Raw genomic sequence first — 23,173 nt, forward strand, 5'->3', positions numbered from 1 at the left:
AACTATCTGAGTACACAAATAGAACAAGCATATAGCTGCATCTACGATGCCAGGACACGTGCCCTTCCCCTCAACGGCGAGACTGCTCGCTCGCACTGCTGCGATGCGCAACAACTTCTATTCCCTATAGCATAGTGAGATTTTTACTTCCATTTATCCTCACCAGCAATAAACTGTGAGTGCCAACGCTCTTCATCTTCCAGTACATCATCGGCTACCTTAGAGTCATCCGCTAGAAAAGCCGCGCTCCAACGCCAGAGATCCACGTCGGAAGCATCATCAACAACGACAGCTGTATGGCAGGTAAAGCAGCGGCGAGGCGCATCATGGCGAAACGATCCACCACAGCTACATGGCTTCAAGTGCTCCTCGATAGTTCGCATAAGAGCTTTAACACCACCAGTCTGGCTGAGAGCATGCTCTTGCCGGACTTGCTTATACAACTGTTTGTAGACCGAATCATAATAGCTCACTTCAACATGGATCGGACAGCGCTCACAGTATAAGAAGTGCTCATCATAGAAAGGCGCATGAGCAACACGGTATAGTAACTGATGGCATGCAGGACACTCCACCTGCTCGCCATGCAGCCAATTATCCTCCTCATTCATCTCAGCCCCTCTCTTCTACGCTACTAAAGGTTAAGACATATATGCTTGATGGCCACAAGCAGGCAAATAATAATATAATAAAATTACAAATGCAATGTAAAATTCACCAACTCGGTGAAGCGACTTGCTTACCAATAGCTCCTGGCTTTGCTTCATAGAGTAATTGGTCCGGAATTTTGGTATAAACAACACAAGGCATCACCCAAAGCGCAGAGAAAGAGCAAGCTAGAAGAAGTTTTGGAACCTCCTGCATGCTATGATGATCATGTCCCACGGATGGGAACATTATTAGAAGCAAGGAGCAGACACCTATGACGGAGCCAACACTTCCACTTATCACATTCTATAAAGGCTGGGGAGCCTACCAGCAAAATCTGATCGAAATCATCGCGCCGCTTTCGCCAGAACAGCTGGCCTTACCCGTCTCATCTGGCTGGACGATTGGGATGGTGGCCCAACATATAATTGCTAACCGGGTCTGGTGGTTCCAGGTGTGGATGGGCGAGGGAAGTCCCGAGCTTGCTCCCATCGCACACTGGGACCCTGCGGATGAAGTGGAATCGCCCGCACTTGAGGCCACTGAACTGGTTGCCGGGCTTGAGTCTACCTGGAGCATGGTCTCCGAGTCCCTTACCCGCTGGACGGCCGCCGATCTCGGACAGGTCTTCCAACTTCCAGCCGCCTTGAGAGAAGAAGAACGTAAATACTTCTCTCCATCCACACTGCAATGGATCGTCTGGCATGTTCTTGAGCACGAGATCCACCACGGAGGCGAGCTTTCCTTAACCCTCGGCAAGCATGGTCTGCCGGGGATCTATGGCAACGCATAACTGATCCTGTTCAAGCAGCATACAGCCAGGTGTCGCTCCGGTATACAATTAACTTGAAATATACTGTTAAATCCAAACATCTCAGGCGAGGGTGTAAAATATTTTGGCTCTTCCGCACTTTCCGTGCTAGTTTTGCAACCTTAGTTCGTAGAATCATGAGAAGAGAAAATTTCTCGCTCGTGAATTATCAAAAGTAAGGTGCTTCTTTTTCCTATGCTTCCTTTCTCGTTATCAGGATTTGAAATTCAGCAGATCGCCCATGAAGGGACCTCTCTGACTATTACAGCCCATACCACCAGTACAACGGCCGTTTGCCCAACCTGCCAGCACATCTCGCATCGTGTGCATAGTTATTACACTCGTTCTCCCCACGATCTCCCGGTGAGTGGTCAAACAGTCCAGTTGATCTTATCTGTGCGGCGTTTTCGTTGCCAGAATCGGCAGTGTGCTCGGCAAACCTTTGCCGAACGCTTGCCGGAATTGCCCCTCTCTGCTAGACAAACGGCTCGTTTAGGCGCCATCCTGGAGAGTATTGCCGTCGTCCTCAGTGGACAGGCTGGTTCGCGCTTGGCCGAGCAATTATCCATGCCAGTGAGTGCAGATGCTCTCCTACGGCGAGCCAAAAAAGCTCGATCGACATCTCCTCTGACTCCAAGGTATGTAGGCGTCGATGATTTTGCGTTTCGACGTGAGCGGACCTATGGAACCATTCTCGTTGATTTAGAGACACACCACCCAATTGATCTGCTAGAGGATCGCAGCTCAGAAACCCTTGCAGCATGGCTTAGACTGCATCCTGGCATCGAAATCATCAGTCGAGATCGTTCGACGGAATATCTACGTGGTGCCACGGAAGGAGCTCCACAGGCCCAACAAGTCCTTGATCGTTGGCATGTCGTAAAAAACCTTCGGGAAGCCGTTGAGCGGTTTCTCAACCGGATTCAGAAACAACAGCATGCTCATCCGAATACCCATCAAGAGGTATTTCCCCGCCAAAAACGGACCAAAGGTGAACAAGAGCGTTCTGAAGGATCACGGCGTCGCCGCTTGGCCCTCTATCATCAGGTCATTGACCTACACAAACAAGGGGGAAGTATTCTGGGTATTGCTCGCCAACTCAACATCAGTCGCCAAACCGTACGGAAATTTGTGCAAGCGCCTGATTTCCCTGAATTTCAAAGAGTTCCTCGTACGAAGAGTGCTATTGATGCGTTTCGACCCTATCTGTCTAAGCGTTGGCAAGAAGGATGTCATCAGAGCAGGCAGTTATGGCAGGAATTGCAAGAACGTGGGTTTACTGGCAGTCACATGATGGTATACCGATGGGTTCAACTTCAAAAAGACGCTGGTGCTCAGCCTCTTGACCCAATCCATACTCCGGCGAGAGCACCGGTAAAAGATATGGCACCACGTCATCTGGCTTGGGTGTTTCTCCGTGACGTTAAACGCTTAGAAAAACAAGAGCTGCAGGCACTTGCTCACATCCGTCAAGAGGAGCATGCCGATATGGTCTACAGATTCACCCAGCAGTTTGTGGCGATGGTCAAAGAACGAAATGCGAGGCCGCTGGATACCTGGCTAGAAGCGTGTCAGATGAGCGGAATCAGCGAACTGGCAACCTTTGCTCAAGGATTGAACAAAGAAGTTTCAGCACTTCGAGCGGCGTTAACGCTCCCCTACAGCAATGGGCCAGTGGAGGGAAAGATCAATAAGCTGAAGTATATCAAGCGTTCCATGTATGGTCGAGGGGGCTTCCCATTATTGCGCCAACGTGTTTTGAAGTCAGCATAAACTAGCACGGAAAGTGCGGAAGAGCCAAAGTACTTGACAGACTCCGTTCTGGACCAAACAGAGTCAGAAACCACGATCCAACCCTCATCATATCCTCCCATGCCCGGTCTCATTTATCAGAGGCCGCCGTCACCGCGTCGATGTTCCCTATGCATTGCCCAAGGATGAACTTGAGGAAAAACGTCTCAATTTTCAACACTATGCACTCCACAAATTGCTGGGAGGAAACTATTATGCTCCCATCGATCACACAGTGGAGAGGATTCTCGATGTTGGAACAGGGACAGCACAATGGGCATATGAGCTCGCACGCCAATTTCCGCATGCGCAGGTGTGTGGTCTTGATCTTGAACAACCACGGGGAACCAGCTTTCTTGCGCCGGGTAATTATTCGTTTGTGCGAGGAAATATCCTGGAGCCACTGCCATTTCCTGATAACATCTTTGATTTTGTGCATCAACGACTCCTCATCAGCTCCATCCCAACCGCACTCTGGTCTGCCGTTTTGCAGGAACTCATCCGTGTCACTCGGCCAGGTGGCTATATCGAACTGGCAGAAGCCGGAAATTGCTATCACCATGTCGGCGTACACACCTACACCTTTCTTCAGTGGGGCCAGGCAGCGAGCACCAAAAAAGGCATTGATCTGGCATCAGTGAAACATCTCGGTGAGCTGTTGACCAGAGCTAAATTAGCACAGGTCAAAACTCGAGTAATTCAACTCCCTGTTGGTTCCTGGGGCGGCAAAAGCGGAGCATTATACGCCAAAGATATGTATGCCGCCTTCCAGGGACTCAAAAACTTTTTTTGTCTGGTTGGTGACGTTGATCCAAACAAGTTTGATACCATCCTCTCTGCATTACCGCAAGAATGGGAAAGCCACCATACGACACATGAATTCTATATTGCCTACGGGCAAAAATAGCAGAACGATGAAAGCTCACCTATTGTACAGAGAGCATTCAGCGTAGATGAAAGATCACTCAGAGGAAGCTGAACACAGACAATACAAGTGAGCAGAAAGAAGCAGAACATGTTCATGCTGGAGGGAAACACAATGTCTGGGCCGAAATACTCATTGCTGACATTACGCATGGTGAAATATGAATTTAGCCTTCCTGAAATGGCCAGCAGAGCACAGACGACAGAGGCAATTGTGTATCACGCACTGATAAAGCGGCCGATCCCGAGAACAGACGCCAAACGCATTCTCGACGCCTTTTCGGAAATGACAGGAGAGACCTACACCCTGGAAAACGTAGATCTACCAATCTATGACGATTAAAACCTGGATAGCATCACCCTATTGATAGCGATAAGACACACAGCATACAAATGCGCTCTTTCGTGCATTGAGAGAGAACATAGAATCCCTCAGATCCAAATAGAGGCCTGATTTATGATTCGCCATAGACATTGCTAAGCGAGCAAAAACGACGCTGATAGTCTACCGATCTGCCTATTCGCATGCGTTTTTTCCAGGCAGCACTCTTCTCAGCGAAGATAATGCCTGGTCACAATACTTTTCCGGTTATGACCGAGAGCACGTGATACTGTCAGCGTCGCCTGCGCATCATAATCGCCAGGCTTAAACTCCCTTGCCCATCAGGTAACGTCCTTCCTGGTGCATGTTGCCTATATCTCGCCTGTGCTGAGGCACGTCGATAGCTTTGTACATCCATATTTTTCGGCATGTGCTCAAAGACATGCTCATGTGGGGCTCTTCCCTCTATTATCGCCAGGATGTCCTGTTCATACCCTGCAAGCACCGGCACATTGCGTGCTTTCCCACCTTTTCCATTTCTGACATGCACTATTACGCGCCCATCAGGCTGTGCAATGATCTCATCTACATGAACATCGCGCATCTCTGCAAAGCGTAGCCCTGTCGCCTGGGCAAATAGGATATGCGCTGGCCAATGTTGCGGTTGAAAGTGGTCGTCCTGCTTTACGGAGACACGTGATCGCTTGATGTCTGTCCGTTTCCGTTTCGGGAGGATCACTGATTCTGCGACCTTCCAGCCAAAGTACAGCCGCAACGCCGAGCGTACCGTTTGCAACGTATACGGACTCTTTTCCTGTTCAATACCTTCCTGGAGATACCGGCTCACTAATTCGTCTGCATGGGTATCCAGCTCCTCAGGTCGCTTCACCTGGTAGTTCGCCATAGCCCAATTTGCGAAAGCCAGAATATGCTGCTGATAGACTTTGCGGGTCGTATGTGAATAAATCATGCCAGTCGAACCATTCCAGTTCACCTCGTCCAGTTCCGCACGGATCCTCTGTTTGGCCTGATGACGACTTTTCCCGATCGCCATCAGGCTATCCAGCCGTTTGAGCACAAAGTAAATGAGGCCAGGATATCTTCCCATAGTGCATTCCCTCCTTGTCCGCGCATTAATAAACAAAATCGATGTAATCACCTGGAGACACAATACTAACGTGACAATAATCGCGGTAAGGATTCCTGCGAGGGCTCTCTTCACCTCCTGATGCGCCCTTGAAACATCTCTTAGAAAATCAGCGCAAGCTGTTTATATCCCCAATAAATTGGGAACCTGGAGATAGGATCACAGCAGTCCAGAAGCAGAGTTATAAACTGTGTGATCCGAGGAACGCGCTCCGGGAACAATAGGAGCTTCTCAGTTTGGGTAGCAAGACAAGCTCGACCGAACAATTCACGTCAATTGACAATGAAACGTGGGAGCGAATTGACGAATACCACAGGACGAGAAATCCTTCAGAAATTGTTGTGACAAAATCACAACAATTCGGTTCTGTGTGGAAACTCCATTGCAAGGGAGTAACCAATCTTCACACACTGCAAGCATAGCGAACCAGGAGAGGCAGCGCAGGGGGAGCAACACCGTAGGCAAGGAGGAGGCTATGTGTTCCTGCTACTGCTCAAAGATGAGGCATAAAAAAAGATGAAGGAAAAACATGCAGGCAATCTACACATTGGTATAATGTGCATCTTTTACCCACCTACGCCACCCTACGTCGTCCTGCCTCTCCCTACTTCAGTGCCACAGCAACTCATGATAAGGGGGTATGCACAGCTATACAGCCATCGTACGGCACTCACTCGTACAAATCCATTGTACAAGCGGATAAAACGGTACAGAACCCCTATTTCTGCGTCTGGATAGCTGCTGTACGGCAGAAGAATGTACCTGGTCAGCAAAACGCTGTACTTTCGTTTTGAGCATACACTTATCGCCTCATTTCTGCAGACATCCCGTCACCTACGTCTCCACTCCCGGTGATCTACCATCGCCATTGCCCCTTCGCTCGCAGCATGGAAATACTACAGTATCAAGAGGTACCCGGATAAGAAGCACCATGTCGCTACCATCACAGAATCTCAATCAACCGATGAAAGGATGCTCTATGCAAACGCCAACCGAATCACAGTTACCGCCAGCTCTCTTAACTATTCCGCAGGTGGCTGAATACCTGGGAGTTTGCCGTGCACATGTCTATTCGCTTATTCACCAGGGTCTTCCAGTTATTCACCTTGGACGCCGTGTGTTCGTCCACCCAACCTCATTACAACGTTGGCTGATGGAGCAGGAACATATATCGCGTGATGCATAGTACAGGACGTCCAGCAGGATGGTGAGGCATAGACTTCGCCATCCTGCTGGAAAACAACATACCACCAGAAGAAGAATGGATAGAACCATGGGAAAGCGACGAGCAAACGGAGAAGGCAGCATCTACCAGCGTAAAGATGGACGCTGGGTCGCCTCTATCTTCCTGGACAATGGCAAACGGAAGTCTATCTATTGCAAAACCCAAAAGGAGGCCATGAAAGCAGCACGGCAAATACATCAGCAAAAAGATCAAGGTATGTTTCTCTTCAACGAAGACCAGATACTCAACGACTTCTTAACCGTCTGGCTACGTGATACCGTCAAAAATACGGTTCGAGAACGCACCTATGGACGCTATCGAGAAATTGTCACGTTGCATGTTCTGCCAACCCTGGGAAAGGTCAAACTCCAGAGGCTCACGCCTCAACACCTACAGCTGCTCTATAACCAGAAACTGGAGGAAGGATATGCACCACAGACAGTGAAACATATTCATCGTGTTCTCCACAAAGCCCTTGGCGATGCACTCAAATGGCAACTGGTTATACGCAATGTCTGCGATGCCGTCACCGCTCCTCGCGTTCCTCGCAAAGAAATGCAGGCTCTCTCAGGAGAGCAGGCTCGCCAGTTTCTGGATGCGGCGAAAGGTGATCCGCTGGAAACGCTCTATGTCCTGGCGCTCACAACTGGGATGCGACAAGGTGAGTTATTAGCACTCAAGTGGGAAGACGTGGACCTGGCCATCGGAACGTTACAGGTCAAACGAACCATCACACGCTTAGTAAACAAAGGCTTCACTGTTTCGGAACCCAAGACCGCCAGGAGCCGCAGGCACATTCACCTCACACAAATGGCTGTTGAGTCTTTACAACAGCACCGCATACGCCAGCAAAAAGCCAGACTCGTTGCAGGTCCCGCATGGAGCGAGCAAGGCTGGATCTTTTGCAATGCAATTGGAGGGCCGATCGACGTGAGCAACATGATTCGCCGATCATTCCGCCCGATCCTGGTCAAAGCAGAGCTGCCCATCATTCGCTTCCACGACTTACGCCACAGCGTCGCCAGCTTATTGTTAGCATCAGGTATCCACGTCAAAATAGTACAGGAACTGCTCGGGCATAGCCAGGTGAGCATCACCCTGGACACCTACTCACATGTGCTCCCATCACTCCAAAAAGAAGCAATAGGCAGCCTGGATACACTTCTGGCCAGATCAAATTAAGGAGATAGCTCTATCATACAAAAATTTTTTATGTGCGATAGAGAACATATATCAACACAAAAAGTCCTCCAATACTATGGAGAGCTTTTTGTGTTAAGTATTTACGTTAGGTATGTTCAATTAGACAAGGGTTAAGTCTGACATTCTATTATCCCAGAACGCCTAAGATGCCACGCCAAATGAATATCCTCAGCAGCCTCCACTTGTTATAACCAAATTTGAATTTCCAAAATCTTAACCGCCGATTAACTTGACATTCACAGCAGTATGAATTATACTCTTCTTAACCGCCGATTAACTAGAAAGTGATGTCATTAAGATTGGGAGAGACACGAATATGGCAGAGGACTCCATACTAGAAAAATACCAAAAAGAGCGGACAAAAGAAACGTTGAGAAGACAGCAGCATGATATTTCACTCTTTCAAAATTTCTTACATGAAAAAGGCATTGAAGCTAAAAATATGGCATCAAGCCTGAATCCCTGGAAGAATATCTCTTCAAAAATTCTACAAGAATATATACAGTGGCAATTAGAGAAAGGATATGCACTTCAAAGTATTACTATCCATTTAGCAACAGTCAAGGTATATTGTCGATTAGCATGTAAAGCAGAAATATTGGATTTGGAGACTCTTAAGCAGATCGAGAAAATTAAGGGTTTTCAGAAAGGCAGTAGCAATTTCGTAGGACACCGTAAAATCACACGCATCGGGTTAAAAAAAGAAACAGCAGCCAATTTAACAGATAAAGACGTTGATCGACTCAAAAATCAACCAGACACAGTCCAGGGCCACCGGGATTCACTTATCATATGCCTCCTTTTAGATCAGGGCTTAAAGCGTACAGAACTAGCAAATCTACGCCGAGAAGATGTAGATTTAGCGAATGGCAAAATCACTACATACAAATCTCGCAAGAAGGAGGCAAATATCATTGATTTATCCAAAGATACGCTTAATGCATTAGAGAAGTATCTAGAATATTCTCCATCATCAGAATTATTGCTTCATAGCATTCATAAAAGTGGAAAAATGAGAGAAGGAATGAGCGGACGCTCTATCAATGAACGCGTAGGAGATTTGGGGAAAAAGATTGGTTTACCTTCATTATCTCTAGAAGATTGCCATCATTATTGGACAACTCATATAAAGGTGGATCAAAAAGCAAATTTTCCTGAAAATAATCAACCAAACCAATCTTTCCACTTTGAGTGATGATCTTAGTTAAAAGGCTTTTTAGTCGTTCGTTGTTCTTGCTACATCAAACCCGCTAATATCTACAGGTTAACAAAAACGTGTCCAGAATTATGTAAGGGGGTAACATGTCATCACATCAACAGTACGATAACTCAAATAACGATACACCACAAGATGGTACTTCCCATAAACGCGTAGCCTTTTGGAGCTCGGGATTAGCCATGTTCCTGATAATCTGTGCAGTAGTACTTTTTTTCTGCCTGTTTTTTTCAACAGAAAAATTTCTAGCGATTTCTGGCATAATTATTGCGTTCTTTCTTGTGGTCAGTGGATATCAGCTCGTACAAGATAATAAATTAAGCCAGAAAAGCTATATACAACTAATAAAAGGGATCATCAAACATCATTCGAAAAAGAGAACTTGAAAAAATCACAACGATCATTTTGAAGAGCGCCGTAGGTTGTTATCATCATGGATAAGTCTTTTCTGTAACTCAGTACCACTATCAGGGCGATGCACAACCAGGCCATTTCTTTCAGTGTATTCGCCCGCTACAAGCGCGCCTGGTTGGCAGCAATACTCCTGGAATGCAGGGCAATTTTGTAAGCGGTAGTGCTCTAACGGGTCCAGGTTGAGCGGCTGCTTTTGCGACATGTAATGATAACCATCATTCACAACGCTTAAAATATCGTAGTGCTTCTCAGCATTTCTTTGCATTGCTACAAGGCCAATGGCCACCACATAGACCACCACTGTTTCCAATACCACAGATTAAGTTCATACCGCCAACGATACGAGATCTTATAGAAAGCGGCAATGATAATGAGCACTGCAATAATGATAAGATAACCAGTAGTATCAAAGGCTGTTAATGGCTGTTCTACGTTGACAGCATGAGAACGTGATGGCGGCTCAGGAAAATCGATCCCTTGACTTAGCTGTCTGATAAAGAAAGTTTTGCTATGATTATGAAGAGCACTGGTACAGCGATAGGTACCATTCCCAGCAGGTTCGATAAACCACTTTCTCCATTTCATACGGATATAGCGGCTAACTACAGAGTCCTTATACCCTGTCGATTGGACAATGTCTTCTATGGTAAAAGATGTGTTAGAAGCTTCCATGGTTACGAAAAAGTTATACGCGTTCTCTGCTTTGCGTAGATAAAATGGAATTGGTTTTTGCATTGCCCGTCCTCAATTCTTCTACCATTCAAACTGTAATTAAAACTTAATGATTAATTTACAGTAAATCTGAATCAAGGATGCAATGAATATCAATATATGTCAAGGAACGTCAGTTCGAATCAATACGTTGAAGTGATATCAGACACTTATCGTTCGCAGTCATAAACACTACCAGCGTTTTCGCCCTGCTGTTCCTCGTCGCGACTTTGCCGGACGCGGAAAAGGATCGCGCTGAATCCGTGGGGCCGCTAAATTGAGTGGTTTCAGCAGATCGAGCAAGACCTTCATGCGTGTATCACTTAAAGCGGTAACCGTCAGAGAATGGTCCTCGTGCAGTTCATAATCTCCAAAGCAAAGTGTTCCAAGGGGAGCATCGAACGCTGGATCGCCCCAATAAAGCCAGATAGCGTGCGGCGGCTCATCCACCACAGCAAAAAGCCGCTGATCATTCTGTAAGAAAGGATAAACCACATCCTCAGGAATACTCGTGAAGCAGGCTGATTGTGAACGCATCAGGCTATAACCCTGCAAATCTGGATTCGGACAGGCAGGACGCCAGTAGGGCAAGGATTGGCAACAGGCAGCAAAACGTTTTCCACTACCACAGTGACACGGCTCCGAGGCATCGGTAGGTAAGTAGCTTAATGCAAAGAGTTTCTCGCCAGGTTGATCAGGATTGGGATCTTTAGCTGATGGTCGCCAATATACAGTGAAAACCAGTACCCCTCCAGCTGGGTCGAGGGAACTCAGATCAGGACCTGCGAGCTCATCAAACACATCCATCAGCACTTCCTCCTGGCTCCATTTCGACAAATGTTGAATATCTTTTGCGCTGCAGCTTTCTTCCAGTATATTCAACACAACAACGGCCAGATGCAAGAGAGCTCTGCTTAAAATTCTGCGCACTCACAGCAGCCGAGGCACGGAATACGTAGCACAGCGCGGAGTGGGTGGAGACGCTCGCCGCAAACGATGTTCAGGCGCCTAGCTCGCTACCAACTCCACCCGTCTAGCGCTTCCTTTTATAAAAAAACCAGATAAGATAAGGAAGATTAAAAACAAAACCAAGCGCATAGAATACCCATCCAATAAGAGCCAGGTGAATATTACCTGTAATGAGCCTTTCAATGAACAAAATGCAGCCAATCAAGTAACTTACGGTGCCAAACAGCAAAAGGATACTCATCAATGTTTGAGGTTTTCGCATGGTTTCCTTCCACTCATCTTCATCAATATTTATTTGGTATACGAAGCTGCACAGTTCTATGATTCGTGCCCATTCACATTGCACCATACTTGCGTCTGTACTTATCTAGAACAGGCTTGCGCGACTTTCTTTGTCCCTTCATAGAATTCGAGAAGATCGCCAAGGTGAAGGTGGTGGGCATATCTATCTGGAAATGTCAAACGTAAAATGACCTTATACTCCTGATTGAAGGCAAAAGAGCGTATCAATTCATCAAAAGGAAAAAGAGAACAAGAGGTATATTCTCCATAGATATACACTGCCGGATGATATCAGGCGTTTCTCAATCCGGCATCTACAAGTACTAACTTCCATATATCTTCAAGGCGAAGATGCCAGACCTCTTGTTCGAAAAATAACAGATCCAATAACGGACCTTGCACCTTGAGCATGCCCAGAATATCATTCCACTCTATATCATTTGTCATGCCATCTCGACGAGAGACTTGATCTTGATGATACCGGTGGAGCTTAAAAAGGATCATTTCATAGACGGAGGTAACGCGCACACCAGTATGTCGTTCATCTAGCATGAGTGTGTGAATCTCTTGGGGCTGAGACAAGGAGAATGTACGACGATTTTTCACAATTACATCTATTTTGATCAGCGTGTCCAGATGCAGTAAAGAAAATGCAGTATGTTGGCAGAACGCCTGCTGCATTACATGCTCATCGAAGATATAATAAGGATTAAGGGATGAGATCAATGTGATAAACGAGGATAGAGATATGCCTTGTGAAGGAATGTCAATGATGAGATCAATATCCTGAGCAAGTTGTTGCATACCATAGAGAGAACTGGCAATAGAACCACCAAGATAACAGGGAACACCCACGCTATTCAGGAGATTGCTCATTTCTTCTATAACATCAAGAAGACACACTGGCTGAAGATGCCAATCTTTACGTATTGCCAAAGCTGTTTGAGTATATTGGGCAAGCTGAGGTCCGTAGGACATGGAAACAAAAATGACAGCCGCCTCCTGCTCATTCGCTTCCGGATGATTTTCTCTCCATGCATGTATATTTGCCAGGAAAGTCCCCTGGGTCATCGACTGCACAAGTTTCAAACGCTTACTTACAGAAGCCTTGCGAATGAGCTCGACAAGAACCCTTTCGGCCTCAATGCTTGTATCTGGAGATTGTGTCTTCATAGAATATGGTATTTCTATATCTTGACCAAAGAGAATATTTATCAAAATACCCTGGACGACCATATCTTACCTGATTGCCTCAGGCGGGTCAAGAACATACAATATTGTCAGTTCTCTATAAATCCGGTCCTCTAACGCTACGTCAAATTGGAGAGATAGCTACTCCTTTAGAAAAGTAATTGATTGACGAAGCTTACTGTTCTTAAATGGCTCATTCACTTCAACCTGTGCGGGCGGACCTATGCGCCGAGATGTATTAAGCTCTGCAAGATGTTTTTTTGCCATTGTATATCCAGGATCAATCTCCAGAGCACGTTTCAAAGCTACCTCAGCCTCATCATAACGTTCCTGCACCATCAAGCAGATCCCCAGGTTTCCCCAGGGTTGTGGCAAACAATCACCCAGAGCAATTGATGCTTGAAACGCCTGCCCCGCTTCCTCATACTTCCCTGCCTCGATGCATTTCAGACCTTGCTGGAAAAAGTTTTCTTGTTGAATCAATTGCTCCAATGTAAAGTCTGGCCCACGCATTTTAAGCGATTCTTCCACAAGCTGAAGAGTGATCTGCAAAGCTTTATCCAGCTTCTCTACCAATTCGCTATTCGTGTTCAGTTCGATTGCGCGCTCTATGTCACGTAAGGCTTGACCAAAACGCACGGTAAAGCGGCTTGCCATACTTCGGTTGTACCAGAAATCGGCATTCTTTGGTTCGAGAGCAAGCGCCTGCGTGAAAGCTTCAAAACTCTGCGGAAAATTCTGAAGCATACTCTGTGCAGTTCCTAAGAGTGCAAGCACATCAGCACGCTGTTGAGCATACGGTGAAAGATATCGTAACAGGCGTTCGCACTCAGCAACTGCCTCTGTATAATGTCTTTGGACAATCTGACGTCTGATGAGATCAAGATATTTGTCAACAGGCGATGTAGTAGTAACGATACGTTGTTTTTTCTGTTTTGATGTATGTATTTTTTTTGCCATCGTACTCCTCACTTTTCCTTACAACCAGACATAATATTCTTTTTTTATAATTCAGATATTCTCACTACCATAGCCAATAAATCAGCAGGCTGGCACGTATCGTTACCATTGTATATCATAGTAACTAACGCTCGATAATAGACATGGTAGATGGAATGAGACAAGGAAAGGATAGAGAATAGCCCATACAGCTATTCCATTTTTTCCCCCACTAACAGCCCCATAAAGGTCACGTACAAGAGCAAAGAAAGGGGCTCGTGACTCATATGGGTAGAAGAGCAAATGGTGAAGGCACCATCTATCAGAGAAACGATGGACGCTGGGTTGCTTCCATTACATTGGAGGATGGCAAAAGGAAGTCCATCTATTGCAAAACACAGAAGGAGGCTATTCAAGCCGCACGAGAAGCTAATCATCAAAAAGATCAGGGAATACTGCTTTCAGGGGCAGATCAGACTTTGAATGACTTTTTGACGACCTGGCTACACGACACGGCTAAAAATAACGTCAGAGAACGCACCTATGGGCGTTATCGAGAGATCATCACGCTTCATATCCTGCCGATACTGGGAAAGGTCAGGTTGCAAAAGCTAAAACCACAGCAATTGCAAATGCTCTATAATCAGAAACTGGCAGACGGATATGCACCGCAAACAGTGAGACATATTCATCGTGTCCTCCATAAGGCCCTCAACGATGCGATGCGCTGGCAACTGGTTGTGCGCAATGTCTGCGACGCGGTAAGGCCGCCACGCGTACCAAAGAAAGAGATGCGCACTCTCAGCGGGGAACAGGCGCAACAATTTCTAGAGGCAGCCAAAGGCGATCCGTTGGAAGCACTTTATGTCCTGGCTCTTACAACTGGAATGCGGCAGGGTGAGTTACTGGGACTCAAGTGGGAGGATATAGACCTCGCTATCGGTCTTCTTCAGGTCAAGCGCACGATTACGCGTCTCGTTGGGAAAGGCTTCACTGTTTCTGAGCCCAAAACAACAAAAAGTCGTCGTCGCATTCACCTGACCAGACTGGCGATTGAAGCGTTAAAACAGCACCGGATACACCAGAGAGAAGCAAAGCTAGCCGCAGGAGCAACCTGGAATGAGCAAGGCTGGATCTTTTGCAGTGCAATCGGGGGTCCCATTGAAGTAAGCAATATGATTCGCCGATCATTTCGACCGATCCTGGTGAAAGCCAATTTGCCGATTATTCGTTTCCACGATTTGCGCCATAGCGCTGCGAGCCTATTATTGATCCTGGGAGTACATGCCAAAGTGGTGCAGGAACTGCTGGGACATAGTCAGATCAGCGTGACCCTGGACACATATTCTCACGTTCTTCCTTCCTTACAAGAGGAAGCTGTGAACCGTCTGGATACACTGCTATCCAGGCCTGTCTAAGGGCGTTGCTGTCACTACTGCTGTCAAAGCAGAATTATTCTATAGGTCATCCGTGCAGATAAACAAAGAAACCCGCTACTCAGGCGGGTTGACGAAATGGGGCTGAGAGGACTCGAACCTCCGACGCACGGTTTAGGAAACCGACGCTCTATCCACTGAGCTACAGCCCCGCTATCCCTTATGATAGCATACAAGCTCTTATCATTCAATCCTCTAGTTGAGCCAGTAAAAGATATGTAGCGCCTTTTGCCCCCCGGACGCATGCATAGAAGAAATTGCGACTGGGCCGTCTGCGGATGTATGCCTACTTCTCTCTTTACCCCTTTACCAAACACACGAACATAATCCTTGTATATATGTGGACAATAGTGGCCTCCAGGTTTATAAATGTGTCACAAAAATTGATATTCCTGCATCCTTTATAGTATTTACCTCAATTACTTGAATGAGGATATAGAACTGGAGGAGTCGGCATGCTCTTACATCTCGCATTTGCGCGTTGTGGCCCACCCATAGTAATCTTCGACAATTTGTCATCAGTCTTTGCATTCTGTGGGATCATTGTATTTTTTACGGCAACAGCTTTCTCGCTAAGAACGCTCCAATTGAAGCAGTTCCGCCGCTGGTGGGTAATTTCGATAATGGCTTTTTTTGCAAGCTTTACTTCATTTCTGCTAACGGTTGTTGCTCGTGTTCCCATATTTTTCTGTAGCATCGGTCCCGTTCCAGCATGGCAAAATCTTTATATAACCATGCATGTTATTTGCTTCTGGAAAGTAATAGAAACGCTTGCTTTCTTTGTGATCTACTTCAAAGTACTCAGCAACAGTTTCAAGCCACAGCGTTCATGGGGGCGGTGAATTTTTCACCGCCCCCATGATTATTTACGCCCTTTGCGATTTTTATTGAATGCACATACTTGACGCCAACGCACGTTGCTTCCGGCATATAGTGGTGGCTCTGTAGCACCACTGGCTTTCATGCGTTGAATATCGCTGTTAGGGATTTTTCCGCGCTGATTCGCAATGCCACGGGCAGTTCCAACATACCTGACAACCCTGGCATTCAGACACTTTCCCTCGTCCCAGCTAGAGCCCCAGCGCACTTTGCGATCCAGGGGATCAATCTCATACACGTGCCAGCCCTCTTCTACCGCGATCGCAATGATTGAATAATGGGGCACATCGCTGGCCGTAAAATAAACACCACCATTGCGCTCAATCTCAATAGCGTCTGGCAGAACGCGGTAACTTTTCCGGCGATACACACCAGTGAGAATGGTTCCGTTACGAAAACGTCTGGGTGAGGCATGATACCATTTTTGCTTCATACTTGTCCTCCTTAATGCCGATGCGGCTAAGGAGGATGACCACTCACCATCTCACGTTCCCTCGCTTCTTCTACAAAAAAGGAGCTCGCTGTAATAAACGTTTGCAGGTTTGATGAGGAGAAGGCGGGCCTTACCCAACTATGGGTAAGGCCCGCCAACTGGTTTATTCGGGGATATTGTCGCTGGTTCCATAGTTGCCGCTGGCATAGGCTGCTGTATTGTGGCGACCACGCTGGTCCAGGCCTTCGATAGCACCGCTGAGCTCGATCAGGGTTTGCTCGATCTCTTGCGATTGACGCTGGAGCGAACGCAGTTGTCCGGCCAGCTCATAGACTTGTCTATTCAGAGATTGGATGCTGGTATCCTCATCATAATAATGATTGGGTAAGCTGACTCCAGACCTGGGCAGGACGGTCTCTTCGTTTCTGCCATCATATGCCGCTCGGCTGTTATTATTAGCTGATATGAATTCAGGCTGGCGCTCCGTCGTCCGTGGCGTGTCCACAACGGGAGCGGTCGCCCCCGCCGCACCCGCAGCCTGCGCGGCTGTGAGTTCGGTCTGCGCCTGCTTATTAGCAAGCTCAGATCTTCTTCTCTCACTGCCACTATCTCCTCGGGCCAGAAAAAAGGCGAGCAGCAGAGCGACAACTGCTAAAGCAATAAGTCCACCAATAATCAACATGCTTCATCCTTCCTGTGTGTTGCGCCCCTCACAGGCGCATCTCCCCTCACGGGCGCTTCCGTGCTTTCTTAGTGCACGTGAATTGTTACTTCCGCACTCATGCCGGGCACCACACTATCACTACCGACCCCATCCAGGCTGATCACGACAGGGATACGCTGCGACACTTTGGTGAAGTTACCGCTGGTGTTGTCTGAGCTGGGTAGCAGCGAGAATGATCCGGCGGTTGCCGATACGATATTCTGCACATGACCTTTGTAATTTGTGCCGCTAAATGCATCGATGCTCACATCAACATCCTGATTGACCTTGATGTTATTGATAGCCCCTTCATCGACATAGGCGGTTATCGTCAGGTTGCTGAGATCGGCCACCTGCACCAGGGTCAGACCCGGCGAAACCGTTTGCCCCTGCACTGCTGGTGCCTGAACAATAGTGCCCGCGATAGGACTGGTAACATCCACGCTACTCTGTGCACCGGTGGGAGAAGTCACAGCTATCGTACCGATCGTCTGGCCAGAGGTCACTTTATCGCCCAGCTTTACTGATAACGTAGTCAGATTGCCCGCCTGTGGGCTGCTGACACTTAGAATATGACCACTGACCTGGGCATCATCGGTCTGGTAGTAGTTGTAGTTATTCCAGAACCAGTAGCCAACACCACCCGCGATCGCCAGGATGGCGACCATTATTAAGATTGGAACAAAAACCATACGGCGCATGGTACGTTCTCTCCTTCAATCATTCTTATTTCAAAATGCTAATAATGCTCTATCTAAGCCTGGTTGAGCGGCTCTCCCCGAGGGAGATCCTCAACTTTATCTTCACGGTTCAAATGCTAGATGGCCAGCATGGCCTCTTCGCGCGCTTTCTGTTCTTCGTCGCTCAAAGGTTCTTGCTGGATGGGTTCGTTTTTACGCCGTCCAGAGCTGACAAAGAAGGCCGCCACCACAGCCAGTAGCGTCAGGACAAGGCTGAGCCAGAAGGCATCCTGTATCCCTAGCATATAAGCTTGCCGGGTCAGCAGACCACTGATCGTACTCAGGGCCGCTCCATAGGCTGCCACACTAGAAGCTCCATGCGAGATAAAAAGAGCCTGCAGGCGCGGCACCAGTTGTCCCAGCGGAGAATCGGGCGTGACCTTTTCAGCCAGGTGGGCATAATGGAGCTTGGTCTGGCTCTGTACCAGGGTAGCAACGATCGCTACCGCCAGCGAGCTACCGACGAAACGCAGGGTAGTACTGACAGCAGTTGCCTGGGCCAGCATGCGTGGCCGAATTTCTGCCAGGGCAGACACCATCAATGGCTGCAAACAGAGGCCGATACCAAAACCACGCAGGATCAACACCCACTGGAATGAGGTATAGGGTATATAGAGATCTAGAAATGTAAAACGCCACATGGCGATGGCCGTGATAATCAAGCCTGGAATAACCACAGCCCGGACACCCAATTTATCCACCAGGCGACCACCAACCAGGACGGCGATCATCGAGGCAAATGCCTGTGGTAATAGCAGCAGACCAGCCTGGAAGGCGCTGAGCTGGCGCAGGTTTTGCAGGTAGACCGGAACCAGGAACAGGCCACCAAACAGGGCAAAGGTGACCAGGATGCTAGCGAAACTACTGGTTGAGAACGAACGATTGCCAAACACGCGCACATCCAGCAGCGGCTGTAGCCCACGGCGCGCTCGACCCAGTTCCACAAAAATGAAGATGGTCAGCAGTATCACTCCCGCTATCAGGCAGCTCAATACAGTGCCTGAGGTCCAACCATCGGTACTGGCATCTGACAATCCATACAGCAACAAGCCCAGCCCAATCGCGGAGAGCACGAAACCGGGTAGGTCGAAACTGGCTCGTGTATTGGCTCGCGCCTCGCGAATATAGATCGCAGCCAGGATCAATCCAATAATACCTAAGGGAACGTTGAGATAAAAGATAAGCTGCCAGCCAGCGAAGGTAACGATGTAGCCACCCAGCGTCGGGCCAAAAGCAGGTGCCAGTAGAATAGGGATGCCCAGTACACCCATGGCAGTACCACGCTCAGACGGCGCGAACTCGCGGTAGAGGAGTGTAATGGCAAGTGGCGAAAGGAAAGCACCGGTAAAGCCCTGTATCAGACGGAAAACGATCAGGACCGGCAAACTCCAGGCGATACCACACAGCGCGGAACCCACTGTAAAGCCAACCAGCGACAACATATAGAAGCGCTTAATACCGATACGATCCGATAAATAGGCGGTGAGCGGCGTGGCCACACCCTGGGCCAATGTATAGCCAGTCAACACCCATTGGACACTATTGAGATCTGAACCAAAAGCACTTTGTAGCCGGGGGATAGCGATATTGACAATGGTGCTATCTAGAATGCTCATAAAGATTCCGAAAATCACCACGCAAGCCACAATCCACTTATACGGCAATCCTCCCCGCCGAGGCACGGCAGGTGCAGACATCTGCATAGTCAGAAACTCCTTAGACATGCTTTAAAAACACAATATTCTTATATGTGCATCAAACAATCTGAAGCACAAAGCACAGGGTCGTTCCAGAGTTAGATGTCGATCGACGCAAGCGAGTAAGTAAGTGACTAACAAGTTGGCATTTGACCGCCAAAGGCTATTTTTGACTTACACAAAGATTTATTGACTATTCAGTCATCAATTTACCAGAAGGTCAAAACAAAGTCAAGGGATAGGAGGGGATTTGGGGAAAGATATCTGGTGATTTATTAAATTGTAATATAAAAAAACAGATCATGGTGCTTCATTGTATATCACCGTGATCTGTTTTTGTGTGGATTACTTGTGCTTATTCGCTATAGGGCATCGCTGGTACAGAGGAGTTTCTGGCTACGACGGATTCTCCATCATTGTTGCGGTTCATGCCTTCGATGACGCCACTCAGGTGGATGAGACCCTGCTCAATGTCACGAGACTGGCGCTGGAGAATATGCAGTTGACCGGCCAGCTCATATAACTGGCGATTCAAGGCTGCCACATCCCGCCCGGACTGGCGCACTGGCTGCGACTGTGACCAGTAAGATGGCGTATCATGCATCTGCGTGGTCTCCTCATAGGTATTGACTTGAGGAATAGCAGTGGTAGGCTCCTGACTGACATCCGGCATATTGGGATTTTCAGGGAACTCTAACTGCTGGCTCCGTTGCTTAAACTCGGGAGCCGGGATGGTTGCTTTCTTATCAATCTCTGGCTGTACTGTCGCCGCTGGCTGCGCGCTCTCCACCTTAGCAGGCTTCTCATTCTTATCACCACCACGTGACAGGAAAAATGCACCTATCAAGGCGAGAACAGCGATCGCAATGAGTCCTCCGATGATCATTCTTCTCTCCTTATCGCAAATTGACCTGATGGATAATCATACTTTCAATAATTATCCATCAGAGCGGGACTGAAATTAGTGCAGGTGGATGGTGACCTCGGCGCTCATGCCAGGGACGATGTTGTTGCCACCATTGCCATCTAACGAGATGACGACCGGAATGCGCTGTGAGACTTTGGTAAAGTTGCCGCTGGCGTTGTCCGAGGAAGGTAACAGCGAGAAGGAACCAGCAGTCGCTGAAACAATGCTCTGGATATGGCCTTTGTAGGCTGTTCCACTGTAGGCATCGATGGTCACATCAACGTCCTGGTTGACCTTCACGTTGTTGATAGCACCTTCATCGATATAAGCCATGATGTTCAAGTTACCAAGATCAGCGACCTGAGCCAGGGTGGCCCCGGGAGTAACTGACTGTCCCTCGACTGCGTTAGCTTGTACGACTGTGCCGTCAATAGGGCTGGTAACATTGATGGTGGCTGCTTTGACAGCAGGAGCAACAGGAGCCGTGGTAATGGTACCAATAACTTCACCGGCGGTGACTTTATCACCCAGTTTAACGGTCATGGTTGTCAGTTGACCAGCCTGTGGGCTGCTGACACTTAAAATATGACCACTGACCTGGGCATCGTCGGTCTGATAGTAGTTATAGTTGTTCAAGAGCCAGTAGCCAACACCACCCGCGATCGCCAGGATGGCAATCATAATCAGGATCGGTACAAAAATCATGCGACGCATGGTGCGTGATCTCCTTCTTCAAATGAGAGAGTGAAAATTTCAGATAAAAACGTATAGTTTTTTTATAGGGAAAGGAATGTTATATATTCCTTTATCGATACAATGTACTGACGATCCTTAGATCGCCATCATCGCCTCTTCCTTAGCCAACTGCTCTTCATCGGTCAATGGACGCTCTTCCACCTGCTTGTCTTGCTTCTTCGATTTGCCAGAAACAAAGAAGGAGGCAATCACAGCGACCCCAACCAGGACCAGCGTTACCCAGAAGGCATCTTGCATGGCCATCGCATACGATTGCAACTGCAACCGACCTGCGATATAGGCCAGGGCAGTAGCGTAGGCCGCCGTAGCGGATGAGCCACGGCTCATCAAGACAGCTTGCATCTGCATGATGAAATGGCCTGTAGACGAGTCCGGAGTAATAAGCTCTGCCATATGTGCATAATGCAGTTTGTTCTGTGAGGTTACAAAGGTTGAGATCACAGAGACGGCCAGCGAGCTCATGACAAACCGGAAAGTGGTATTGACGGCCGATGCCTGCGAGAGCATTTTAGGTTTGATTTGCGAGAGCATCGAGACCGACAATGGCTGTAAACATAGGCCCATGCCGAAGCCACGGATAATCAGCGCAGTCTGGAAAGAGCCAATGGGCTCAGTAAGATTAAGTGAAGTGAGCATCCACATGCCAAAACCCATGATCAGCAGGCCAGGAATGACAACCGCACGTACGCCAATCTTGTCAACCAGACGACCGCCAATCAACACAGCCAGCATAGAAGCAAAAGCCTGCGGTAACAATACCAATCCAGATTGGAAGGCTGTCTCACCGCGCAACGACTGCAGATAGACCGGTATCAGGAACAGGCCGCCATACAGGGCGAAGATGACCAGCGTACTGGCAATAATACTGGTGGTAAAGACACCGTTGCCAAAGACCCGTAGATCCAGCAAGACCGCCTTATCTTGTCTGATGCGCGACAACTCCAGTACCACAAAGATCGTCAGACAGAGCAGGCCACCAATGATACAACTGAGCACGATCGCAGAGCCCCAACCATCCGTACTGGCATCCGACAGGCCATAGAGGACCGCCGCCAGGCCAATGCCGGCGAAGACAAAGCCCATAAAATCAAAGTCAACACGGTGCGACTGGCTTTCACGCAGGAAGAAAAATGCTAACAGCAAGCCAACAATACCAATCGGCAGGTTAATATAGAAGATCAACTGCCAGTCAGAATAAGTTACCAGGTAACCACCAAGCGTGGGACCAAAGGCTGGTGCCAGCAAAATCGGAATACCCAGGAAACCCATGGCGGTACCACGCTCTTGAGGAGGAAACTCCAGATAGAGCAGTGTAATCGCCAAAGGAGAAAGGAAAGATCCAAATACCGCCTGAATAATACGGAAAATGATCAGAGATTCCAGACTCCAAGAGATCCCACACAACGCTGATCCCAACGTAAAGCCAGCCAATGCGACGAGATATAAACGCTTATTACCAATCCGACTTGCCAGATAAGCTGTCAGTGGGGTGGCAACACCCTGTGCTAACGTATAGGCCGTTAACACCCACTGTACACTGGTCAGGTCGGCACCGAAGGCGTTTTGTAATCGTGGAATAGCGGTGTTCACAATGGTACCATCGAGGATGGTCATGAACAGGCCAAAGATTACAACTATCGCAACAACCCACTTATACGCAAGTCCTCCCGCTTTTTGCTGCGGGGATGCAGCGGAAACTTGCATAATGAGTTACTCCTTACGACACAATTTCAATAAGTTTAAACGCACAATTATAGAATAGAGACAAGAACATTCTTTATGCATTTTAATTTACATAGCTATATCGCCAGCTTTTGCAATAAGATGTT

At 47.9% G+C, this 23,173-nt stretch carries 22 protein-coding genes and 1 tRNA gene; 8 read left to right on the top strand and 15 right to left on the bottom strand.

All coding sequences use genetic code 11. From position 1 onward, the window contains the following. Nucleotides 1–143: 143 nt before the first annotated feature. A complete protein-coding gene (locus EL645_RS11100; protein ID WP_126550079.1) occupies nucleotides 144–611 on the bottom strand; it encodes a hypothetical protein in 468 nt (155 codons plus the stop codon). A 311-nt stretch (nucleotides 612–922) separates the two neighbouring features. On the opposite strand from EL645_RS11100, the gene EL645_RS11105 reads away from it, so the two are divergent. The 4 genes from EL645_RS11105 to EL645_RS11120 all read left to right on the top strand — a co-directional run bounded on the left by EL645_RS11105 (nucleotide 923) and on the right by EL645_RS11120 (nucleotide 4,517). Then, a complete protein-coding gene (locus EL645_RS11105) occupies nucleotides 923–1,441 on the top strand; it encodes a DinB family protein (protein WP_126550080.1) in 519 nt (172 codons plus the stop codon). A gap of 213 nt (nucleotides 1,442–1,654) precedes the next feature. After that, nucleotides 1,655–3,232, top strand: a complete 1,578-nt coding sequence (locus EL645_RS11110) for an ISL3 family transposase (protein WP_126550081.1) — start codon at nucleotides 1,655–1,657, stop codon at nucleotides 3,230–3,232. A 154-nt stretch (nucleotides 3,233–3,386) separates the two neighbouring features. Then, nucleotides 3,387–4,157 (top strand): class I SAM-dependent methyltransferase, encoded by a 771-nt coding sequence (locus EL645_RS11115; protein WP_161977296.1) that lies wholly within the window; start codon nucleotides 3,387–3,389, stop codon nucleotides 4,155–4,157. A 132-nt stretch (nucleotides 4,158–4,289) separates the two neighbouring features. Further along, a complete protein-coding gene (locus EL645_RS11120; protein ID WP_126550083.1) occupies nucleotides 4,290–4,517 on the top strand; it encodes a hypothetical protein in 228 nt (75 codons plus the stop codon). Between the two features lie 271 nt (nucleotides 4,518–4,788). On the opposite strand, the gene EL645_RS11125 is transcribed toward EL645_RS11120, so the two are convergent. Further along, on the bottom strand, nucleotides 4,789–5,604 hold the full coding sequence (locus EL645_RS11125; RefSeq protein ID WP_126550084.1) for a site-specific integrase: 816 nt from the start codon (nucleotides 5,602–5,604) through the stop codon (nucleotides 4,789–4,791). A gap of 1,018 nt (nucleotides 5,605–6,622) precedes the next feature. Between EL645_RS11125 and EL645_RS11130 the strand changes: the two genes are divergently transcribed. From EL645_RS11130 to EL645_RS11140, 3 genes are all read left to right on the top strand, one after another. Next, entirely contained in the window at nucleotides 6,623–6,829 is a 207-nt protein-coding gene (locus EL645_RS11130; protein WP_126550085.1) for a helix-turn-helix domain-containing protein, read from the top strand. Nucleotides 6,830–6,916: 87 nt separating this feature from the next. Then, a complete protein-coding gene (locus tag EL645_RS11135) occupies nucleotides 6,917–8,050 on the top strand; it encodes a site-specific integrase (RefSeq protein ID WP_161977297.1) in 1,134 nt (377 codons plus the stop codon). 337 nt (nucleotides 8,051–8,387) lie between these two features. Next, a complete protein-coding gene (locus EL645_RS11140) occupies nucleotides 8,388–9,266 on the top strand; it encodes a tyrosine-type recombinase/integrase (RefSeq protein ID WP_126550087.1) in 879 nt (292 codons plus the stop codon). 421 nt (nucleotides 9,267–9,687) lie between these two features. On the opposite strand, the gene EL645_RS11145 is transcribed toward EL645_RS11140, so the two are convergent. From EL645_RS11145 to EL645_RS11165, 5 genes are all read right to left on the bottom strand, one after another. Continuing rightward, nucleotides 9,688–10,017 carry a hypothetical protein gene (locus EL645_RS11145; protein WP_126550088.1) on the bottom strand — a complete coding sequence of 110 codons (330 nt, stop codon included), beginning with the start codon at nucleotides 10,015–10,017 and terminating at the stop codon, nucleotides 9,688–9,690. Then, complete coding sequence (locus tag EL645_RS11150) at nucleotides 9,969–10,286, bottom strand: hypothetical protein (RefSeq protein ID WP_161977298.1); 318 nt, start codon at nucleotides 10,284–10,286, stop codon at nucleotides 9,969–9,971. Before EL645_RS11150 ends, EL645_RS11145 begins: the two co-directional genes overlap by 49 nt. 318 nt (nucleotides 10,287–10,604) lie before the next feature. Next, nucleotides 10,605–11,219 carry an SEC-C metal-binding domain-containing protein gene (locus EL645_RS11155; protein WP_136625192.1) on the bottom strand — a complete coding sequence of 205 codons (615 nt, stop codon included), beginning with the start codon at nucleotides 11,217–11,219 and terminating at the stop codon, nucleotides 10,605–10,607. Between the two features lie 735 nt (nucleotides 11,220–11,954). Then, entirely contained in the window at nucleotides 11,955–12,899 is a 945-nt protein-coding gene (locus tag EL645_RS11160; protein ID WP_136625193.1) for a hypothetical protein, read from the bottom strand. A 96-nt stretch (nucleotides 12,900–12,995) separates the two neighbouring features. Then, nucleotides 12,996–13,814 carry a tetratricopeptide repeat protein gene (locus tag EL645_RS11165; protein WP_126550092.1) on the bottom strand — a complete coding sequence of 273 codons (819 nt, stop codon included), beginning with the start codon at nucleotides 13,812–13,814 and terminating at the stop codon, nucleotides 12,996–12,998. Between the two features lie 266 nt (nucleotides 13,815–14,080). On the opposite strand from EL645_RS11165, the gene EL645_RS11170 reads away from it, so the two are divergent. Further along, the gene (locus EL645_RS11170) at nucleotides 14,081–15,211 is read left to right on the top strand and encodes a tyrosine-type recombinase/integrase (RefSeq protein ID WP_126550093.1); all 1,131 of its coding nucleotides are present in this window, start codon (nucleotides 14,081–14,083) and stop codon (nucleotides 15,209–15,211) included. Between the two features lie 97 nt (nucleotides 15,212–15,308). On the opposite strand, the gene EL645_RS11175 is transcribed toward EL645_RS11170, so the two are convergent. The 8 genes from EL645_RS11175 to EL645_RS11210 all read right to left on the bottom strand — a co-directional run bounded on the left by EL645_RS11175 (nucleotide 15,309) and on the right by EL645_RS11210 (nucleotide 23,048). Next, nucleotides 15,309–15,381, bottom strand: a tRNA-Arg gene (locus EL645_RS11175). Between the two features lie 710 nt (nucleotides 15,382–16,091). Then, the gene (locus EL645_RS11180; protein ID WP_126550094.1) at nucleotides 16,092–16,541 is read right to left on the bottom strand and encodes a hypothetical protein; all 450 of its coding nucleotides are present in this window, start codon (nucleotides 16,539–16,541) and stop codon (nucleotides 16,092–16,094) included. A gap of 163 nt (nucleotides 16,542–16,704) precedes the next feature. Beyond that, nucleotides 16,705–17,223 (bottom strand): hypothetical protein, encoded by a 519-nt coding sequence (locus tag EL645_RS11185; RefSeq protein ID WP_126550095.1) that lies wholly within the window; start codon nucleotides 17,221–17,223, stop codon nucleotides 16,705–16,707. A 68-nt stretch (nucleotides 17,224–17,291) separates the two neighbouring features. Continuing rightward, on the bottom strand, nucleotides 17,292–17,945 hold the full coding sequence (locus EL645_RS11190) for an HlyD family secretion protein (RefSeq protein ID WP_126550096.1): 654 nt from the start codon (nucleotides 17,943–17,945) through the stop codon (nucleotides 17,292–17,294). A gap of 116 nt (nucleotides 17,946–18,061) precedes the next feature. Beyond that, nucleotides 18,062–19,687: a DHA2 family efflux MFS transporter permease subunit gene (locus EL645_RS11195; RefSeq protein ID WP_126550097.1), complete on the bottom strand. Its 1,626-nt coding sequence runs from the start codon at nucleotides 19,685–19,687 to the stop codon at nucleotides 18,062–18,064. Nucleotides 19,688–20,036: 349 nt separating this feature from the next. Next, the gene (locus EL645_RS11200; RefSeq protein ID WP_126550098.1) at nucleotides 20,037–20,567 is read right to left on the bottom strand and encodes a hypothetical protein; all 531 of its coding nucleotides are present in this window, start codon (nucleotides 20,565–20,567) and stop codon (nucleotides 20,037–20,039) included. Between the two features lie 75 nt (nucleotides 20,568–20,642). Next, on the bottom strand, nucleotides 20,643–21,302 hold the full coding sequence (locus tag EL645_RS11205; protein ID WP_126550099.1) for a biotin/lipoyl-containing protein: 660 nt from the start codon (nucleotides 21,300–21,302) through the stop codon (nucleotides 20,643–20,645). A gap of 117 nt (nucleotides 21,303–21,419) precedes the next feature. Further along, nucleotides 21,420–23,048, bottom strand: a complete 1,629-nt coding sequence (locus EL645_RS11210) for a DHA2 family efflux MFS transporter permease subunit (protein ID WP_126550100.1) — start codon at nucleotides 23,046–23,048, stop codon at nucleotides 21,420–21,422. Nucleotides 23,049–23,173: the final 125 nt, after the last annotated feature.

Origin of the sequence: Dictyobacter kobayashii, from assembly GCF_003967555.1 — a bacterium.
GTDB lineage: Bacteria > Chloroflexota > Ktedonobacteria > Ktedonobacterales > Ktedonobacteraceae > Dictyobacter > Dictyobacter kobayashii.

Excerpts from the sequence above, each read along its gene's own strand:
- EL645_RS11195 (WP_126550097.1), bottom strand. The coding sequence starts at position 19,687 with ATGCAGATGTCTGCACCTGCCGTGCCTCGGCGGGGAGGATTGCCGTAT.
- EL645_RS11185 (WP_126550095.1), bottom strand. The coding sequence starts at position 17,223 with ATGTTGATTATTGGTGGACTTATTGCTTTAGCAGTTGTCGCTCTGCTG.
- EL645_RS11120 (WP_126550083.1), top strand. The coding sequence starts at position 4,290 with ATGTCTGGGCCGAAATACTCATTGCTGACATTACGCATGGTGAAATAT.
- EL645_RS11125 (WP_126550084.1), bottom strand. The coding sequence starts at position 5,604 with ATGGGAAGATATCCTGGCCTCATTTACTTTGTGCTCAAACGGCTGGAT.
- EL645_RS11170 (WP_126550093.1), top strand. The coding sequence starts at position 14,081 with ATGGGTAGAAGAGCAAATGGTGAAGGCACCATCTATCAGAGAAACGAT.
- EL645_RS11210 (WP_126550100.1), bottom strand. The coding sequence starts at position 23,048 with ATGCAAGTTTCCGCTGCATCCCCGCAGCAAAAAGCGGGAGGACTTGCG.
- EL645_RS11190 (WP_126550096.1), bottom strand. The coding sequence starts at position 17,945 with ATGCGCCGTATGGTTTTTGTTCCAATCTTAATAATGGTCGCCATCCTG.
- EL645_RS11160 (WP_136625193.1), bottom strand. The coding sequence starts at position 12,899 with ATGGTCGTCCAGGGTATTTTGATAAATATTCTCTTTGGTCAAGATATA.
- EL645_RS11165 (WP_126550092.1), bottom strand. The coding sequence starts at position 13,814 with ATGGCAAAAAAAATACATACATCAAAACAGAAAAAACAACGTATCGTT.
- EL645_RS11180 (WP_126550094.1), bottom strand. The coding sequence starts at position 16,541 with ATGAAGCAAAAATGGTATCATGCCTCACCCAGACGTTTTCGTAACGGA.
- EL645_RS11105 (WP_126550080.1), top strand. The coding sequence starts at position 923 with ATGACGGAGCCAACACTTCCACTTATCACATTCTATAAAGGCTGGGGA.
- EL645_RS11155 (WP_136625192.1), bottom strand. The coding sequence starts at position 11,219 with ATGGATGTGTTTGATGAGCTCGCAGGTCCTGATCTGAGTTCCCTCGAC.
- EL645_RS11130 (WP_126550085.1), top strand. The coding sequence starts at position 6,623 with ATGCAAACGCCAACCGAATCACAGTTACCGCCAGCTCTCTTAACTATT.
- EL645_RS11205 (WP_126550099.1), bottom strand. The coding sequence starts at position 21,302 with ATGCGTCGCATGATTTTTGTACCGATCCTGATTATGATTGCCATCCTG.
- EL645_RS11140 (WP_126550087.1), top strand. The coding sequence starts at position 8,388 with ATGGCAGAGGACTCCATACTAGAAAAATACCAAAAAGAGCGGACAAAA.
- EL645_RS11110 (WP_126550081.1), top strand. The coding sequence starts at position 1,655 with ATGCTTCCTTTCTCGTTATCAGGATTTGAAATTCAGCAGATCGCCCAT.
- EL645_RS11150 (WP_161977298.1), bottom strand. The coding sequence starts at position 10,286 with ATGAAATGGAGAAAGTGGTTTATCGAACCTGCTGGGAATGGTACCTAT.
- EL645_RS11100 (WP_126550079.1), bottom strand. The coding sequence starts at position 611 with ATGAATGAGGAGGATAATTGGCTGCATGGCGAGCAGGTGGAGTGTCCT.
- EL645_RS11200 (WP_126550098.1), bottom strand. The coding sequence starts at position 20,567 with ATGATCATCGGAGGACTCATTGCGATCGCTGTTCTCGCCTTGATAGGT.
- EL645_RS11135 (WP_161977297.1), top strand. The coding sequence starts at position 6,917 with ATGGGAAAGCGACGAGCAAACGGAGAAGGCAGCATCTACCAGCGTAAA.